The following is a 16249-nucleotide window of genomic DNA, read 5'->3' as shown; positions in this document are numbered from 1 at the left end:
AGCTTCCGACCGCCGAAGGTTCTCTGCATGGAGCTATACACTGTCGTCGAGCCCGCCGCTTCCGCTGACGATATCGGTGACCGCGCCGAGGGATTCATCCTTGGCTGCTGCTCCAGGCCGCTGTCGAATGTTGAAGTTGAGGCTTGATCGGCCAGCTATCAATCCAGTCAATGCGAAGACTTCAATTTTTCCGCCTACAAGGCTGAACTTCGTTCCGGTATCAAACAAGCGCCGGCCGATGGGTCGGCGAGGCATTTGGCAACCTTGACCTCCGAAGATTTTGGCTATCGGGGAGCGTTAGCCGCTAAAGCGCCTCCAAGATGCAGTCCCTGGAGGAAACGATGTCATCGGCCGATGAACCTCTGGATCGAGATATCGGGTCCACCCTCGAGCTTTGGCGTTATCCGGTCAGCTCGCTGACGGGCGAGCGTGTGCGACGAGCGCCCATTTCATCTCGCGGCCTCGATCTGGATCGCGCTTACGGTCTGTTCGATGAAGACACGAACGACATCGTCTCCCCCTCCATTCAAAAGCATTGGAACGTCGCGCCCCTATTCGCGGCTCGGATTGTCGACGCGGGCACACTCCAGATTTCGAGCGACTCAGAAAGCTGGCACGACGCCGACGATCCAGAAATCGCGGAGGTCATGGCAACAAGCTTCCGCCGGAGAGTGCGGGTTTGTCGATATGGAGAGCACCTCGGAAACAAGATAGCCGCTTCTCGATACGAGCTGAGCCCGGTCCATCTTTTGAGTCGGCAGTCGATCGAGGCGCTGCGTCGGTCCCTACCGGAAAGCGAGATCGACGAACGTCGCTTCAGACCCAATATTCTGGTCGACATTCCCGAGTCAGGTGAGATGCCCGAGTACAGTCTCCTAGGAAAGGAGTTCCGGATCGGCAATGTTTTGCTACGCGGCATGAAGCCGTGTGGCCGATGCAGTTTCACGTCACTCGAGCAGCAGGGAGTGCCCGAGGATCGGCGCGTTCTTCGCACCCTCATCGCGCAGTTCGAAAAGAACTTTGGCATTTATTGCGACGTCCTAACCGAAGGCGAGATAGAAATCGGGGACCGCCTGAACGTATCCTGGCCGGTCCCCGAGCTTGCGCCGATCGTAATCGTCGGAGGTGGCCAAGCCGGAGCCATGACGGCGAAGGCGCTTCGGGACTTGGGTTCAGATTCCCCCATAGAAATCTTCGGAGACGAGCGTCACGCTCCCTACGAGCGCCCTCCGTTGTCCAAATCCATCGGGTCTCGGGACGACGGGAAGGTGGAACTAACCAGCGTGCTTCCACCTGACGAGATCGAGCGGCTGGACATCAGATTGCACCTCAACAACCGTATCACAAGCATCGATCGTGCGAACCGGACGGTCGAAACGTCGGACGGTAGCCGACATGCCTATGAATTCCTCGTTCTCGCTACTGGCGGATCCGCGCGGCGCCTTCCAGGAATCGATCGCGGTTACGGCCACGTTCACTCGGTCCGCACCGCAGAAGACGCGTGGCACTTCAGGCAGCGCCTGGCTCGCAGTTCGAGACTCTTTGTCCTCGGAGGAGGATGGCTTGGCCTCGAAATCGCCGCAGCGGCGAGAACTATTGGTTGCCAGGTGACACTGTTCGCGAGGCAGAAGCGGCTCTGTGCGAAAGCGCTTCCTGAGGTCGTCAGCGACTTCCTAGAGGCAAGGCATCGCGCGGAGGGAGTGCATGTTCGTCTGGGCGTGGAACCGACATTCAGGGAGACACCCGAGGGGATTGAGGCGGAGATCGGGGGAATCATCGAACGGGCGGACACTCTTGTCGTCGCCATTGGAATGACCGCCAACGACCTCCTCGCGAGGCACGCCGGGCTGAGCTGCCATGATGGGGTGGACACGGACCAGAATGGTGCCACGGAAGATCCGCGGATTTTCGCCGTCGGCGACGTCGCGCGCCAGCGGGGACCCAATGCCGCGCAGGGATCACGTATCGAAAGCTGGCACAACGCCAATGAACAGGCCGTACGGGCAGCGCGAGCGATCCTTTCGAAACCGACCGATGCTATGCCCCCTGCTAGGTTCTGGTCGACGCAATATGACCTGAACTTGCAGATCGCAGGACTCCCTGACTCTTCAGCGAAACCTGTCTCCAGTTTATACGGGTCTGCACCATACTGGGAATTCCATGGCTTCGCGGTCGGCATCAACCGACCGGGCGACGTCCATCGGTTCGCGTCGAGAATATCAGGGCCGAACCATTCTTCGGAATCCTTGTCGAGGTCGCGCCCTTCCCTCGACGACACGAACTCGACGCTTGAACACCTGTGCCACGCAGATGAACTCCGCGAAGGACAGATTTCGCGTTTCGAGCACACGTCCGCGGGTCATGTTTCGGCCGGCCTGCTCGACGGCAGGCCGTTCGCCGTCCACGACAGATGTCCACATGCCGATGCCTCTTTGTCGGAAGGTTTCACAGAGGGACGGCGGATCGTATGCCCGCTGCATTTCGCCGAGTTCGACGTGGAGACCGGCGAAGCATTTAACGCCCCGCTCGGATGTGCAGATCTCGCCTGCTACACAGTCGAGCTGCAGGGAACGGAACTGTTCATTCGTGTCCCCCGAGGAAATGCCGCAACCTGAATGCGCCAATCCCACGGAAAGCTTCCAGCAGCCGATGTCGCTACCGACTTTGAAACAGTCTATTCCGGCTGTGAGCTTAAGCTGGGTTCCCGCAGTTCCGAAGTGCTGCTGAGAAACCAATCAACGATCTTCTTGCATGAACTGTTCGCAGTCGCTTTTTCGTTCGCAAGCAGGAAATGGGCGCGGTCGGTCCGGATTTGCATATCCAGCGGACGCACGAGCAAACGGTTGTTCAGCAGCTGCTGTGCGGACATCGCCCAGCCCAGCGAAATTCCTTCTCCGGCCAATGCCGCCTGTAGCGTGAGCTGATAGTCATTGAATACGATGTCAGGTTGAATCTCCGTCGCGTCACCTCCTGCGAGTTCCACCCACTCCGACCAGTTCATTCGCTTGCGGTACAAATCGGAAGAATGAAGCAGCTTGTGTTTGACGAGGTCGTTCACCGTCTCCGGTCTCGCATGGGACCTTAGATAACCCGGCGAGCAAACCGGGAATATCACTTCGTCTGCTATAAACCAGCTGTTGTCCCGAGAGAAGTTGCGAGGCCGGACCCAGCAGGTGACATCCACTTCCTTGTCCGGTTCGATATCACGATCTGTCGAAACCACCTTGATCCGGACATCCGGGTGCTCCTCCTGGAAGTGATATACCTGGGGTGCGAGCCAATGAGCGGCGATCGATGACGACGCGGCGAATGTGATGTACTTGGCGCCGTGGCCTGAGATGGTTTCCAGCTTCTGCTCGATGCCGCGAAAACCAAAGCGCACTTCCTCGTATAACTGGATGCCGGCTTCAGTCAGGTGAACGCCGCGATTGTCCCGCTCGAAGAGCTCGGTACCGCAGTGCTTCTCGAACAGCTTGATAGCATACGAAATGCTCGGTTGCGTCACATTGAGCTCCAATGCGGCGGCTTTGAAACTGAGATGTCGTGCAGCCGCTTCGAATACGAACAGCGATTGGGTAGAGGGAACCAGTCGGCGAAGCTTTGACATTAAGTCATTCTATATCAGCCTCGATCTTTCCCGTCTACGAGCAGAAACCCTGCCGCGCTAGAACGGCATGACGAACACATCTTATCGGATGCTCTCCAGTGTTTCCGATTGGCCCTCTAAGCGAGCTGACCGTGGCATCCCTAGCACGTTCTGATAAGCGTATTGCGATTGACCCGCCCCATCCGGAGCCGACGCCGTGTGGCTGGTTTCTGACTTCTGGAGCGGACCTGCCGCTGATACCTCAGCGCGGCGACGTGGAGTGCGAATGCCTCGTTGTCGGTGCCGGATGGATGGGCCTTCATGCGGCCCGGAGATTCGCCGAGCTCAATCCTGATGCGCGCGTCCTGCTGGTCGATGCGGGCCGGATCGGCAACAACGCCTCGGGCCGGTGCATGGGCTTCGTCATTGATCTCGCCCACAATCCCCGCAAGAAGGATTTCGTCGAGGACATCAAAGGTAATAAGGAAGAGCTTTTCGTCAATCTGGACGGCATATCGTACATCCGCAGCGCGGTCGAAGAGCGCGGGGTCGACTGCGATTGGGACCCTCAAGGAAAATACCACAGCGCGGCGACCGATCATGGCGTCGAAGATCTAAAGCGCTTTTCCGAAGCCTTGGACGTTCTCGGACAGAAATACAGCTGGGTCGAGAAACCAGAAATCCAGAAGATCACCGGAAGCAGGCACTACATCAGGGCGCTTCACCATCCCGGCACCATCCTCGTCCAGCCCGCGAAGTACCTGAAGAACGGGGCGCGCGCCCTGCCTTCCAACGTAACCGTTCACGAAGACACCCCGATCGTCGGGATGACTTTGGACGGTTCGAAGCACATCTGCGAGACGCCGACGGGAACTATCCGTGCGAAGAAGATAATTCTCTGTGCGTCAGGCTATCTGACGAAATTCGGATTCTTCCCGCACCGCGCGATACCGCTTTACACCTTCGCGAGCATGACAAGGGAGCTGACGCAGTCCGAGTTGGCGCAGGTCGGGGATCGTTCCGCCTACGGCCTCATCCCGGCCGACAGCTTCGGCACGACGGTCCGCCGGACAGTCGACAACCGTCTGTTCCTTCGGAACGTCTACTCCTATGCCACCGACTTCAAGACCACCGAAGCCGACGTGATGAAGGCCCGCATCCAGCAGCAGGTCGCTTTCGACCGCCGTTGGCCGCAGCTTTCCAAGATGGGTTTCGAGGCGAGTTGGGGCGGACTGCTGACGCTGGCACAGAATGGTGGGATGGTCTTCGGCGAACTGGCGCAAGGCGTGTACGGGGCGGCATTCTGTAACGGCACGGGCGTCGCGCGCGGCGCCGCATTCGGAAAGGCAGTCGCCGAGTTGGCATGCGGAATGTCGTCGCTTGTCATCGACATCCTGAAGAGTCGCGCGAGCCCAAGTCGGCCCTATCCGCGGATCATAACGTCGATGGGCGTAGGTTTTGTGACTTCTATGCGCTTCCGGCAAGCAGGCGCAGAGGTTTAGGATTCAAGGGAGAGAAGAAATGGCTGATCTGAAGGGCATCAATCTGGCGATGCAAACCCCGTTCAATGAAAACGGGGATATCGAATACGGCGTCTTCGGGGAACTGATCGACAAGTTCATCGACGCAGGCGTGCATGGACTCGTCCTGGGTGCTGGAACGGGTCAGCATCCGTATCTGACCGAGGCAGAGTGCAACCGTCTCTATGAACTCGGAGCGAAGCGCATCGACGGTCGCTGCAGCCTCATCTGCCAGTCATCGGCCCTGAACATGGACGAGGTCATCCGCCGCTCGAAACATGCGGAGTCCATCGGTGCCGACGCCATCATGGTCCTTCCGCCCTACTTCGAGGGACCGTCGGACGATGACGGGATCCTGCGCTTCTACTCGGAGGTGAACGACGCGGTCGGCATCGACATCGTCGGCTACAACATCCCGCAGGCGACCGGTCTGTCGGTATCCCCCGACCTGTTCCGTCGCCTCAGCCAGTTGAGCAACTTCAACTTCATAAAGGACAGCGGTGGCGACTTCACCACCCATCAGGAATATCTGCAGATCAGCGGCGGTGTTCTCAACGGATGCGACACGATCACCGTCTATGCGCTGATGGCGGGCGTACCCGGGGTCATCTGGGGCTCAGCGAATTACATGCCGAAGGAAGCCGTCGAACTGTACGAACACGTCGCCGCAAAGCGCTTGGATCAGGGGCTTGCTCTGTGGGCGAAGATGTTGCCGTCGCTCCTTTACATTTGGCGCGCGCCCTATACGCCGTCGGTGCTGAAGGCAGCGCAGTGGCGCGGGTTTGGCACGGGCCATGTTCGTAAGCCGCTGGGACCCCTTTCCGCCAGTCAGGAAAAGGCCCTCCGAGCCACCCTCGAACACCTGGACGCCTGATCCGATGAAAATCGTTCTCGTTGGAGCCTCCGGCACCATTGGCTCCGCAGTCGCTGCGGAATTGCGCAGACGACATGATGTGATCAGCGCTGGCCGGACGGCTGGCGACCTGCGCGTCGACATCGCCGACCCTGTTTCCATAGATCAGTTCTTTAAAGACCTCGGCGAGTTCGACGCGCTGGCCTGCATGGCGGGCGCCGTCCACTATGCGCATCTTGCTGACTTCACTCCCGAACAATTCGAGGTCGGCCTGCGCAGCAAGCTGATGGGCCAAGTGAATCTGGTCCTTCAAGGCTTGAACCAGATAAGCGACGGTGGGTCGTTCACCGTGACCTCCGGCTTGACCAACGATGATCCGATCGTCCAGGGCGCGGCCTCCTCCCTGGTGAATGGAGGGCTGGAAGGTTTCGTGAAAGGGGCGGCGATCGAGACGCGACGAGGCATTCGCATCAACGCGGTTAGTCCGACGCTCGTTGAGGAATCTTTGGACGCATACGGGGAGTTCTTCCCCGGGGTGAAGCCCATTCCGGTGCGCGACGTCGTTCTCGGCTACTTGAAAAGCATCGAGGGGTCGCAGACGGGTCGAGTCTATCGGATGGGCTGGTCCAGGGACGGCTGATATCCCGGGTCAGTCAGCAGCAAATTATGGGCGACCAACTGTTCAGAGACGGACGCCGTCTCCCCAATCGAGATTGCGGGTTGAGCGTTTCTCCGCCGAGGCGAGCCTTAAACCGACATACGACCAAAAAGCTGAACGCGTGAAGCTCTAGCATTCTCTCTGTTACAAAGGTTCCCGACATGAAAATCGCCGCCGTTGAACTCTATGAGTACAAACTCACATACATCCATGGGACCTATGCGATGTCCAAGGGTCGGGCGGCGAGCCAACAGCCGTCCAACCTGGTTCGAGTCATAACCGACAATGGGATTGAGGGGTGGGGAGAAGCCGCTATCCTCTCGGGCAATTATCTACCCCTGTTTGCTGGCGGCACCAGAGCGGCCCTTCGAGAACTAGCGCCGAACCTGATTGGCGAGGACCCTTGCGCGACCCGGCGGATCGAAGCGATCATGGACAGCATTTTGATGGGCCAACTCAACGCGAAGAGTGCTTTCGACGTTGCCTGTTGGGACATTTTCGGAAAATCGGTCGATATGCCCATCGCAGCATTGCTCGGCGGCGTTCTGAGCGAAGACCTGCCGATTTTCGAGGCCATACCACTCGCCTCCACGGAGGCGAATATCGAATTCCTTCGCAAGAGAACCAAAGCCGGAATTCGGCGCTTCCAGCTCAAGGTCGGAGACGATCCCAAACGCGATGCAGCGCGTGTCCGTGCGATAATCGAGGCGGCGGATGACGATGTGTTTCTCTATGTCGACGCCAATGCGGGATGGACCCTGCTCGAGGCATCGGTTGGAATGCGGGCTTTGGAGGACCTGAACCTATGGTTCGAACAGCCCTGCAGGGAACTCGCAGACTGCGCACTGCTTCGGAAAATCAGCCCCCTGCCCTTGATAATGGATGAAAGCGTCGTGAACTGTGGCGACCTGCATCAGGCGAAGTATGAAGTCGGCGCAGCAGGCATTAACATCAAGATCGGGCGCGTTGGCGGGATTACCCGGGCTGCGAGCATGCGAGATACGGCCCAAAATCTCGGCCTGCACTTCAACATCGAGGACATCTGGGGCGGAGATGTCTCCGCCGCCGCCGTCTCCCATGTAGCTGCCAGTTCGCGGCCTTCGCACCTCCTTCAGACTTCGTTCTTCAACGACTGGACCGATGGACATGTTGCGGGCTACCAACCCCGCGTTCGAAATGGACGTGGTGCGGCGCCTAGCGGTCCGGGGCTTGGCATCACGGTCGATAGGAGCATGATCGGTGATCCGGTCGCCAGCTTCAAATAGAGTCGCTGCTCCGCCTATATGGAGTAGGCGGAACCGGGCAAGACGGCGGCGGCGAAGACTACAGGAGCGTCTTTTCGCCGCCCTTCAATGACTACGATAATCCTAGGAGCCGCTATTCCACACCGAAGCACAGCGGCTTGATGAGGTGTCAGCCATGCGGTGCATCTGACCATAGCAGCAGCGACAAGCCTATTGTCGTTGGAAGATCATATCAGACGCACTTGGGCGGTAGATCGCCGGGCAAGTCTGCGACCACGCTCTTTCGTCCCTTCGACCGGCAGTAGGCTATGTCTAGAAGATCGAGGACGCCGGCGTCATTGTCGTACGCGACCTTTTCGCCTTCGCTAACATGCGATCAATTTGCCGTTCGGTGCTTGGGTCTAGTCCTACAAGCCGAGGAACGCTTGATATCATTGGTGACTTTTGCCCCGCACTAATCTCAAGACGTGGTGAGTTTTTTACGCGTGCGCTAATTTCGGTTCGTGTTAGGCATGAGCCATAAATTCCCTTTTAAATAAGGTATGATATGGCTGCTGTCCTTCCGACACATATGAAAGCAGTGTTGCTGACCGGTCATGGTGGGCCTGAGAAACTGCAATATCGTAGCGATATCCCACTGCCAAATGTCAAAGCGGACGAAGTCCTTATTAAGGTTGGTGCTGCTGGGGTAAACAATACGGATATATGGGCAAGGGAGGGCGCCTACAACACAGTGCTCGGATCCTCCCAAGCGGTCGGATGGCGAGGAGAGCCTCTAGCCTTCCCACGCATTCAGGGCATTGACATTGCAGGAAGAATTGTCGCGGTCGGTTCAAACATCGACAAGAAGCGCGTTGGGCAGCGCGTTTTGGTAGATCCTGTCCTGCGTCAACCTGGTGACCGCTTGTATGGTGCCGGGCACTTCGGCAGTGAGCGTGATGGTGGATTCGCTCAATTTGTGGCCGCTCCTTCAGAAAGCGCTCTCGAAGTTGAGAGTGAATTATCCGACACACAATTGGCAAGCTTTCCTTCAGCATACGGCACGGCGCTGCATATGCTGAACCGTGCACGGCAAGTAGCTGGCGAGATTGTCATAGTCACAGGCGCGTCCGGAGGTGTGGGTACCGGGCTTGTGCAGCTGGCGAAACTTCGAGGAGCAGAGGTGCTAGCGATTGTCGGTCGCGGTAAGGAACAAGAAGCTCGACGGATCGGAGCAGACTACGTCGTTGAGAGGGACAGTGCTGATATCGGCAATGATGTCCGAAACGCTTTAGACGGGCGGGAAGCCGATGTGCTCGCCGACGTAGTCGGAGGAGCCGCCTTTGAGGTGTTACTCCAAAACCTACGTCCCGAGGGCGGTCGATATGTAACAGCTGGCGCGATTGCGGGCCCGAAAGTTACGCTTGACCTAAGAATTCTATATCTACGTCATCTTGAGTTGATTGGATCTACTATTTGGACAAGAAACGAATTCAAAGAATTGGTGGATCTCGTTCGGTCTGGAAAAATTGTTCCCCAGGTTGCCAGAAGTTATCCTTTGAGTGAAATCACGAAAGCCCAGGAGGCCTTCAAATCGAAGGACTTTTTTGGAAAGCTCGTCCTCATTCCGGATGATTGATGTCAAAAAGCTCCGTTGCCAAAGTTGCTGACTAAAACGCGGGACTGAAGCCGTTTTGAAGTGAAGCCAACCCGCGCCGGGTTCAAGTTATGCGACCATGGCCGGTGTATCCAGCATGGCGTCATACTGCTCCTCGGTTTCGGCTGGCGGTATGTTGCCCATAAACTCTACAATTCGCCTGTGGTTGAACCACACGACCCATTCGAGGATAGCCAACTCGATCACCTCGAAGCTGCGCCAAGGGCCGCGTCGATGGATGACCTCGGCTTGTATAAATCATTGATCGTTCGGCGAGAGGATTATCGTGGCTTCGTCAAAACCGGCGCGAGCCAGCTCCTGTCGATTCCCGTTCTCGCAGTCCAGTAGCGGGCCTCTGCCGATCGCTACAAATTTCGTTATATACGATATCCGAACTCGTATCAGCCGAAAGACGCCACGGGCTCTCCGAACAGGCTCTCATCCGGGATCACACCAAGGCCCGGCCCGGTGGGCAGCTTGATGTGACCGCCCTCGATCTTGACCCCGTTTTCCGGGTCGTAGTTGCCTTCCACATAGGGCTGGGCAATCCATACGCCCTCAAGCAGTCGGGGCTGTACCGTCGCACCGATATGGGTGCTGGCGGCCGCGATGATGTCGCCGCCCCAGGCATCGTCGCAGGTATGCGGCATTGAACGGGTTTCGCAAATGTCGCGGAACGTCGCCATCGCATGCAGGCCTCCGATACGAGTGCCCTTCATACCGAAGCCATCGCAGATGCCATCGCCGACAGCGCGGAGCACGGTGTTCAGATCCTCGCAGCTCTCGTCGAGGTAAAGACCGTGGTGTAGCTGACCGCGGATCGCCTTGTGTTCCTCAATCGTGTTGCAGGGCTGTTCGATAACGAAAGGAATGTCCAGGCACTCCCGGCTGAGACGGAGCGTGTCCCTCGTCGTCAGCGACCGGTTGCCATCGACAGCAAGCCGCATGCGGGTGCCTACGCGCTCCCACACCTTCCTGACCACCTCGATATCGACTTCGATCGGACGGCCGCCGCCGACCTTGATCTGCATGCGCGGATAGCCTTCGTTCGCGCGTTCTTCGGCGATGCGGGCGACCTCGTCCGGCTCCCCGAGACCGGATGCATAGTAGGACGGAACGCGCTCGCTCACCGCGCCGCCTAACAGGTCGGCGACGCGCATATTCACTTGTTTGCCCAGAATGTCGTAAGCCGCGATGTCCAACGCTGCCTTGGCGTAACGGTGACCGTTGAGAAGGCCGTCCATCCTGCGACGTAAAGCCAGCGGCTGACGCGGATCGGCACCGATGAGTCCCGGAGCCATCTCTTCCAGCGCGGCGACAGCACCTTTCGAGTGCTGGGGCTGGTAGGTCGGGCCGACGGGGCAGGTTTCCCCCCAGCCGAAGAGACCGTTGTCGGCGACGATTTTCACGAGGGTCGTGTCGAGCGCGTAAACAGTACTGCTTGCGATCCTATAGGGGCCGTTCTTGACGGGCAAGCTGTGCGAATAGACGTGGATTTCCTCAATCTTCATTGCGGTATCTCCAAAAAAAAGCGGCCGTCCAACGAGGACGGCCAGTTGGGGAGAAATCAGAATAAGTGCGTCATCTTGAGTTTGTCGACCGCGGGATTTTTCCACTTGCTGCGCTTCATATCGCCCAGCAAAGCTTCGTCTACGGCCTCGTTGCGCCGTTACCAGCCTTCGACAATGTCCCAGTCGACATCGATGCCGTAACCATCATTGTCGGAAAGACTGACGTAACCATTTTCGATTTTCGTGCCTCCCGAAAATGGATTCTGGCCGCTGATGTTGATCATTGAGAGGTGGCCCTCGTCGACCGGGTACGTGGTTTTACAAGATGCAGCCAGGTGGAATGCCGACGTATCGCCGAGAAGCGTGTATGGCGCCGTATCGACGCTCACGCCAACGCCGGCCGCCTCGGCTATGGCTACGACCTTTCGAGCTTCGTACAAACCACCGACGCGATTGATTTTGCATACCACGCGATCGCAAGCTTCGGCTTTCACGATCGCAATCATCGCCTCCGCCGACCAAACCGATTCATCGAGAATTAGGGGGAAGCCGGCAGTTTTACGCACATATGCCGAACCGCTCAGGTCGTCATGATGTAGAGGCTGCTCTATCGACAGGTTCGGATGTCCCTGAAACACACGAAGAGCTGCAACAGCGGAACCTGCGTTACCCCACGCCTGGTTCGCATCCGCGTCTACCATGATTTCCTTTGGGATAACCTCCAAAGCGGCGGCAAGCTTGTCGGTCTCTGCGGTCAAAGCACGATGGCTCCAGCCAGCCGCCAGCAAACTGTCGCCCACCTTCACCTTGATCGCGCTGTAATTTCTTTCAAGGGCCTGTTCGCACTCTCTCGCGGCCAGTTCGGGAGTGGTGCCATACGTGCAAAACATGAGGGGAACGGGCGCCGGTTTTCCGCCTCCAAGCAACTTGAAAACAGGAACGCCATACAGTTTCCCGAGAGCGTCCCAGATCGCCATGTCTACGCCCGATCGCGCACCTCGAGCGCCAGCCGAACCGCCTCCATAAGTTTTAAGCATTATCTCGTGGCAAAGGGCCACATTCGTTACGTCGGCGCCGCGGAGGCAATCGTTATAAAGTTGAATGGCGCTCTGAACCTGCTCAGGTGTTTCGTTGAGATACCAGAGTTGAGTTGATATTTCTCCAATACCAAAAATTCCGTTTTCCAGTGTCACTCGCACCAGAAAATTGATCGGCACTGTTGGCCATGGCGACTCTTCCGATCTCCATTCCTCTTTTACAGAGAACGTCGGAATCCTCCAGGTTTTCACTTCTGCTATATTTGATCTGGAACTCATGTAGACACCTTGCTTATGCGCGACTCGTGTCGAGTGAACTTTTGCAAACAGGCAACGGATTGATTCCAAGGTATTTCGATACACCAAACTCTGTACGTCTTTGTGTATTTGGCCTGTGTCACAACAAGGTCGCCACTCGGAACGCGACGGCGCACACTCTGTTAGCTGACTGCCAAATTGATGGACCAGCCAGTATCTTCGCCAGGCAATTGGTTACCTTGAAGAAGACACTGACCAGTCCCTGCCCTATGCCACCTTCGCCAGATCGCCATGCGGATCGAGGACATACTTCGTCGCCGCGCCCTGATCGAAACTGTCGTAGCCCTGCGCAGCCTCGTCCAACGGTATGATCTTGGCATTGACGATGTCTGCGATCGGCAGTCGGTCGTGAAGGATCGCCTGCATGAGTTGCCGGTTATACTTCAGTACCGGCGTCTGCCCTGTGTGGAATGATTGTGCCTTTGCCCAGCCGAGACCAAAGCGAAGCGACAGGCTCCCCTGTTTTGCGGCATCGTCGATAGCACCCGGATCTTCCGTCACGTAGAGACCCGGAATGCCGATCGAGCCCGCCGCACGAGTGATCTCCATCATCTGGTTGAGAACGATTGCCGGCTGCTCGCCGCCAGCGTGCCCGCGGGCTTCAAAACCAACGGCGTCGATAGCGCTGTCAACTTCGTTGGTGCCGACGACCTGCGCTATCATCTCGCCCAGACGATCGCTCTGCGTCAGATCGATCGGCTCGAAGCCCACCTTTGCGGCGTGCGCGAGGCGATCCTTGTTGAAATCGCCGATCATGACGACGGCTGCACCAAGAATACGGGCGGACGCGGCGGCGGCTAGACCGACAGGACCGGCTCCTGCAACGTAGACGGTCGATCCCACGCCAACCCCTGCTTTCACAGCACCATGGAAGCCGGTTGGCAAGATATCCGACAGCATTGTGAGATCGCGAATTTTCGACATCGCTTGGTCGCGGTCGGGGAATTTCAGTAGATTGAAGTCAGCATAGGGGATGGTGACGTATCGCGCCTGACCCCCTATCCAGCCGCCCATATCGACATAACCATAGGCACCGCCGGCGCGCGACGGATTGACGGTAAGGCATACGCCCGTGTCCTGCGATTTGCAGCAACGACAACGGCCGCAGGCGACGTTGAACGGTACCGAAACGATATCGCCGACTTCCAGCATCTCGACATCGATGCCCTTCTCGATGACCTCGCCGGTAATCTCGTGTCCGAGTACAAGGCCAGGCATCGCCGTAGTGCGGCCGCGCACCATATGCTGGTCCGATCCGCAGATATTAGTCGAGATCACCTTCAGGATGACGCCATGTTCGATACGTCGGCCATCGGGAGCCTCCAGTTTCGGATCATCGATGTCGCGGACTTCGACCTTGCCGGGTCGCAGATATACAACGCCTCTGTTACTGCTCATATCTTGTCTCCTCCCAAATTTGAGCTAATTGTCGAAGTCGAGTTCGATCTGGAGAAATGGACGGGGCCTGCATTCGAAAACGCACCACCCGGCCTCACTCAGTTCTTGCGCTATGCTTCGATTTCCACGGGTGACGTCGGTCGTGAACAACAGGCGAGAACGTAGCCCTCTTCGATTTCGTCTTCCGTAATGCCACCATTGTGTTCCATTATAACGTCTCCGGAGATTTTCATCACCTTACAGGTTCCGCACAGCCCCATCTCGCAGACCGACAGTATCCGAACGCCGGCTTTGCGCGCGGTCTGAAGCAAGGTCTCCTCCGCGCTACACGGATACTCTTTTCCGGAAACCTGAAATCGAACTAGATTTGTCGCGGCAGGTGGCGTGACTTCAGGCTGCAGCGCAATTTCGGCTGCAGTTGTCTCCACGACCGGCATCGCGTGAAAAGTAAATGCTTCCTCGTGATAATTGTCTTCCGGCAAGCCATTGGAGACCACGAGGTTGCGAACCCATTTCATAAATGGATCCGGTCCGCAGCAGTAAACCTCACGATCCGCAAAAGTGGGAAACAGGGCCTTCAACTTTACGAGGTCCAGCCGGCCAACCATGCCTGACCAGGCGTTTTGATGGTCCCGCTCCTCGACCACGAAGCCAAGCCTCAAGTTCGGCATCGAGCGTGCGAGGAAAGAGAGTTCCTCTCTGAAGATAATATCAGCGGGACTGCGCGCACAGTGAAGGAACGCAACGTCAGCATCCGGAGAGACGTCTGCCAGCCATCGCAGCATCGACATCATCGGCGTAATCCCGGATCCAGCCGAAACAAAGAGCAGCTTGTTTCGCTGCGCCAGTTCCAAGGTGAAATTGCCGGCAGGGCCGACCGCTTTCACCAAGCTTCCGGGAACAAGATTTTCGAACATCCAACGGGTGCCAACGCTGGCTGCCTGGGCCTTCACCGTCACGGAAAGCGACATTGGCCTCGATGGTGTTGAAGAGATCGTATAAGTCCTGAGCAGGGGTCCCGAAGGCGCAGGAAGATCAAGCGTCAGGAATTGACCTGCCTTGTAATTGAACAAGGCAGGGGCCTCGGGAAGAAATGTGAATGTCTTCACATCAGGCGCTTCGTCGACGACGTTCACCACACGCAGGCGCTCCGCGCCGCCCTTCCAAATATTTCTATGAAGGGCGGGAGCGAAATGGACGCGCTGCGCATCGCCTGCGACGATACGTGTAGCCTCGGTCATGCGACGCTCAGGATCGGCGCCCGGGACCCGCCGTCAAGCCTTGGCCGAATGAAGGAAGCATACCACTCGACGAATTGGAGAACGCCGCCCTCGTGGACTTCCGAATAGGGCCCCGGCCTGTAAGCCGGAGACAGGACGCCCGCGGCGTTGCCTTCTACAATCTGACGATCCTGGTCGTTCGTCTCGATCCAAACGTGGGTCAGCCGATCCTTGTCGTAGTCCACACCTTCGACCGCATCTTTGTGAACGAGCCACTTCGTCGTCACCGCGGTTTCGGTGGCGCTGATTGGAGTAATACGGAACGTGACGAAGTAATCTGCCAGATAGTGGTTAAAGCTGGACGGATAATGATAAAATAAAAGAGCACCAATATTATCGACGTTCCGGGTATCCGTGATTACTCGAGACACCGCCGGCAAACCATCCATAGTGTAGCTGGTAGCGCCATTTATAAGCGGCACGCGCGTTGCCCGAAATTGCCCTGAGGGATCAATTTGGAACTCCGCTTTCAGCCCTGCCGTCTCACAGCGTGACCAAAGGTCTCTTACCTCATCGTCAATCGCCCCGTCGGCGACGCCGAGAGACGTGGGCGCCTCGGGAAACGACTTGCACAGCTCCGGGTGATTTACCGCGCAGTGGTAGCATTCCCGGTTGTTTTCCCAGACGAGTTTCCAGTTCCCTTTTTCGATAATGGTGTTCTCATACGCGACCTTCGCGTCCATGAGATTATGCGGCAAAACATAGGGGGCGAACTGGTCGCGGACCCGACCAAAATCGCTGGGGTGCTCAGCCAGGCAGATAAATATTGTGCCCTCCACGACCTCACAGGCCACCGGAGCGAGGGCATAACCAGTTTTATCGAAATTATCCCCCATTTGGCGGGCAAAGATGAGTTTGCCGTCGAGGTCGTAAGTCCACTGGTGGTAAGGACAGACAAGCTTGGCAGACGTACCTTTCGCATCCTTGCAGATTTTGCTTCCGCGATGCCGGCACGTATTGTGCATTGCACGGATCGTGCCTTTTGCATCCCGCACGATCATGATCGGATATTCGCCGATCTGGAGGGTTATGTAGCTACCTGTCTTCGGAAGCTCGCAGAGATGGCCCGCAAAGATCCACTCGCGGTACCAAATATGCTCCAAGTCTGCGCGGAATACATCTGGGTCAGTGTAAAATTCTCGCTCAAGCGCGAAACCTGGCTGACGTCTGTCGAGCAGCTTTGCCATATCGCTTTTTGAGATCATCAG

13 protein-coding genes and 1 pseudogene are annotated in these 16249 nt (G+C 57.3%); 7 read left to right on the top strand and 7 right to left on the bottom strand.

Annotated features, from left to right (window positions below):
- Nucleotides 1–341 precede the first annotated feature (341 nt).
- The gene (locus FJW04_RS06215) at nucleotides 342–2615 is read left to right on the top strand and encodes an FAD-dependent oxidoreductase (RefSeq protein WP_181172891.1); all 2274 of its coding nucleotides are present in this window, start codon (nucleotides 342–344) and stop codon (nucleotides 2613–2615) included.
- Between the two features lie 59 nt (nucleotides 2616–2674).
- On the opposite strand, the gene FJW04_RS06210 is transcribed toward FJW04_RS06215, so the two are convergent.
- Nucleotides 2675–3607 carry a LysR substrate-binding domain-containing protein gene (locus FJW04_RS06210; protein WP_140713000.1) on the bottom strand — a complete coding sequence of 311 codons (933 nt, stop codon included), beginning with the start codon at nucleotides 3605–3607 and terminating at the stop codon, nucleotides 2675–2677.
- A 131-nt stretch (nucleotides 3608–3738) separates the two neighbouring features.
- On the opposite strand from FJW04_RS06210, the gene FJW04_RS06205 reads away from it, so the two are divergent.
- The 5 genes from FJW04_RS06205 (at nucleotide 3739) to FJW04_RS06185 (ending at nucleotide 9479) form a co-directional block, all read left to right on the top strand.
- On the top strand, nucleotides 3739–5088 hold the full coding sequence (locus FJW04_RS06205) for an FAD-binding oxidoreductase (RefSeq protein ID WP_246673725.1): 1350 nt from the start codon (nucleotides 3739–3741) through the stop codon (nucleotides 5086–5088).
- A 19-nt stretch (nucleotides 5089–5107) separates the two neighbouring features.
- A complete protein-coding gene (locus FJW04_RS06200; RefSeq protein WP_140712998.1) occupies nucleotides 5108–5980 on the top strand; it encodes a dihydrodipicolinate synthase family protein in 873 nt (290 codons plus the stop codon).
- Between the two features lie 4 nt (nucleotides 5981–5984).
- Nucleotides 5985–6599: a short chain dehydrogenase gene (locus tag FJW04_RS06195; protein WP_140712996.1), complete on the top strand. Its 615-nt coding sequence runs from the start codon at nucleotides 5985–5987 to the stop codon at nucleotides 6597–6599.
- Nucleotides 6600–6778: 179 nt separating this feature from the next.
- Nucleotides 6779–7882 (top strand): enolase C-terminal domain-like protein, encoded by a 1104-nt coding sequence (locus FJW04_RS06190; protein WP_140712994.1) that lies wholly within the window; start codon nucleotides 6779–6781, stop codon nucleotides 7880–7882.
- 526 nt (nucleotides 7883–8408) lie between these two features.
- Nucleotides 8409–9479, top strand: a complete 1071-nt coding sequence (locus tag FJW04_RS06185) for an alcohol dehydrogenase family protein (RefSeq protein WP_181172890.1) — start codon at nucleotides 8409–8411, stop codon at nucleotides 9477–9479.
- Nucleotides 9480–9566: 87 nt separating this feature from the next.
- Here the strand turns inward: FJW04_RS06185 and FJW04_RS06180 are convergent.
- From FJW04_RS06180 to fdhA, 4 genes and pseudogenes are all read right to left on the bottom strand, one after another.
- Nucleotides 9567–9749 (bottom strand): annotated as a pseudogene (locus tag FJW04_RS06180) (IS3 family transposase); the annotation flags it as partial.
- A gap of 149 nt (nucleotides 9750–9898) precedes the next feature.
- Entirely contained in the window at nucleotides 9899–11008 is a 1110-nt protein-coding gene (locus FJW04_RS06175; protein ID WP_140712992.1) for a mandelate racemase/muconate lactonizing enzyme family protein, read from the bottom strand.
- 158 nt (nucleotides 11009–11166) lie between these two features.
- Nucleotides 11167–12324: a mandelate racemase/muconate lactonizing enzyme family protein gene (locus tag FJW04_RS06170; protein ID WP_140712990.1), complete on the bottom strand. Its 1158-nt coding sequence runs from the start codon at nucleotides 12322–12324 to the stop codon at nucleotides 11167–11169.
- Between the two features lie 246 nt (nucleotides 12325–12570).
- On the bottom strand, nucleotides 12571–13761 hold the full coding sequence (gene fdhA, locus FJW04_RS06165; protein ID WP_140712988.1) for a formaldehyde dehydrogenase, glutathione-independent: 1191 nt from the start codon (nucleotides 13759–13761) through the stop codon (nucleotides 12571–12573).
- Between fdhA and FJW04_RS29895 the strand changes: the two genes are divergently transcribed.
- The gene (locus FJW04_RS29895; protein WP_181172898.1) at nucleotides 13657–13926 is read left to right on the top strand and encodes a hypothetical protein; all 270 of its coding nucleotides are present in this window, start codon (nucleotides 13657–13659) and stop codon (nucleotides 13924–13926) included. The two genes, fdhA and FJW04_RS29895, sit on opposite strands and share 105 nt — an antisense overlap.
- Here the strand turns inward: FJW04_RS29895 and FJW04_RS06160 are convergent.
- Nucleotides 13872–15002: a hybrid-cluster NAD(P)-dependent oxidoreductase gene (locus FJW04_RS06160; protein ID WP_140712986.1), complete on the bottom strand. Its 1131-nt coding sequence runs from the start codon at nucleotides 15000–15002 to the stop codon at nucleotides 13872–13874. The genes FJW04_RS29895 and FJW04_RS06160 overlap by 55 nt on opposite strands.
- The gene (locus FJW04_RS06155) at nucleotides 14999–16246 is read right to left on the bottom strand and encodes an aromatic ring-hydroxylating dioxygenase subunit alpha (RefSeq protein ID WP_140712984.1); all 1248 of its coding nucleotides are present in this window, start codon (nucleotides 16244–16246) and stop codon (nucleotides 14999–15001) included. Before FJW04_RS06155 ends, FJW04_RS06160 begins: the two co-directional genes overlap by 4 nt.
- Nucleotides 16247–16249: the final 3 nt, after the last annotated feature.

The sequence above is a fragment of the Mesorhizobium sp. B2-7-3 genome (genome assembly GCF_006440715.1).
Taxonomy (GTDB): domain Bacteria; phylum Pseudomonadota; class Alphaproteobacteria; order Rhizobiales; family Rhizobiaceae; genus Mesorhizobium; species Mesorhizobium australicum.
Note: the sequence above shows the minus strand (reverse complement) of the source record. Positions and strands in the feature narration are given on the sequence as shown.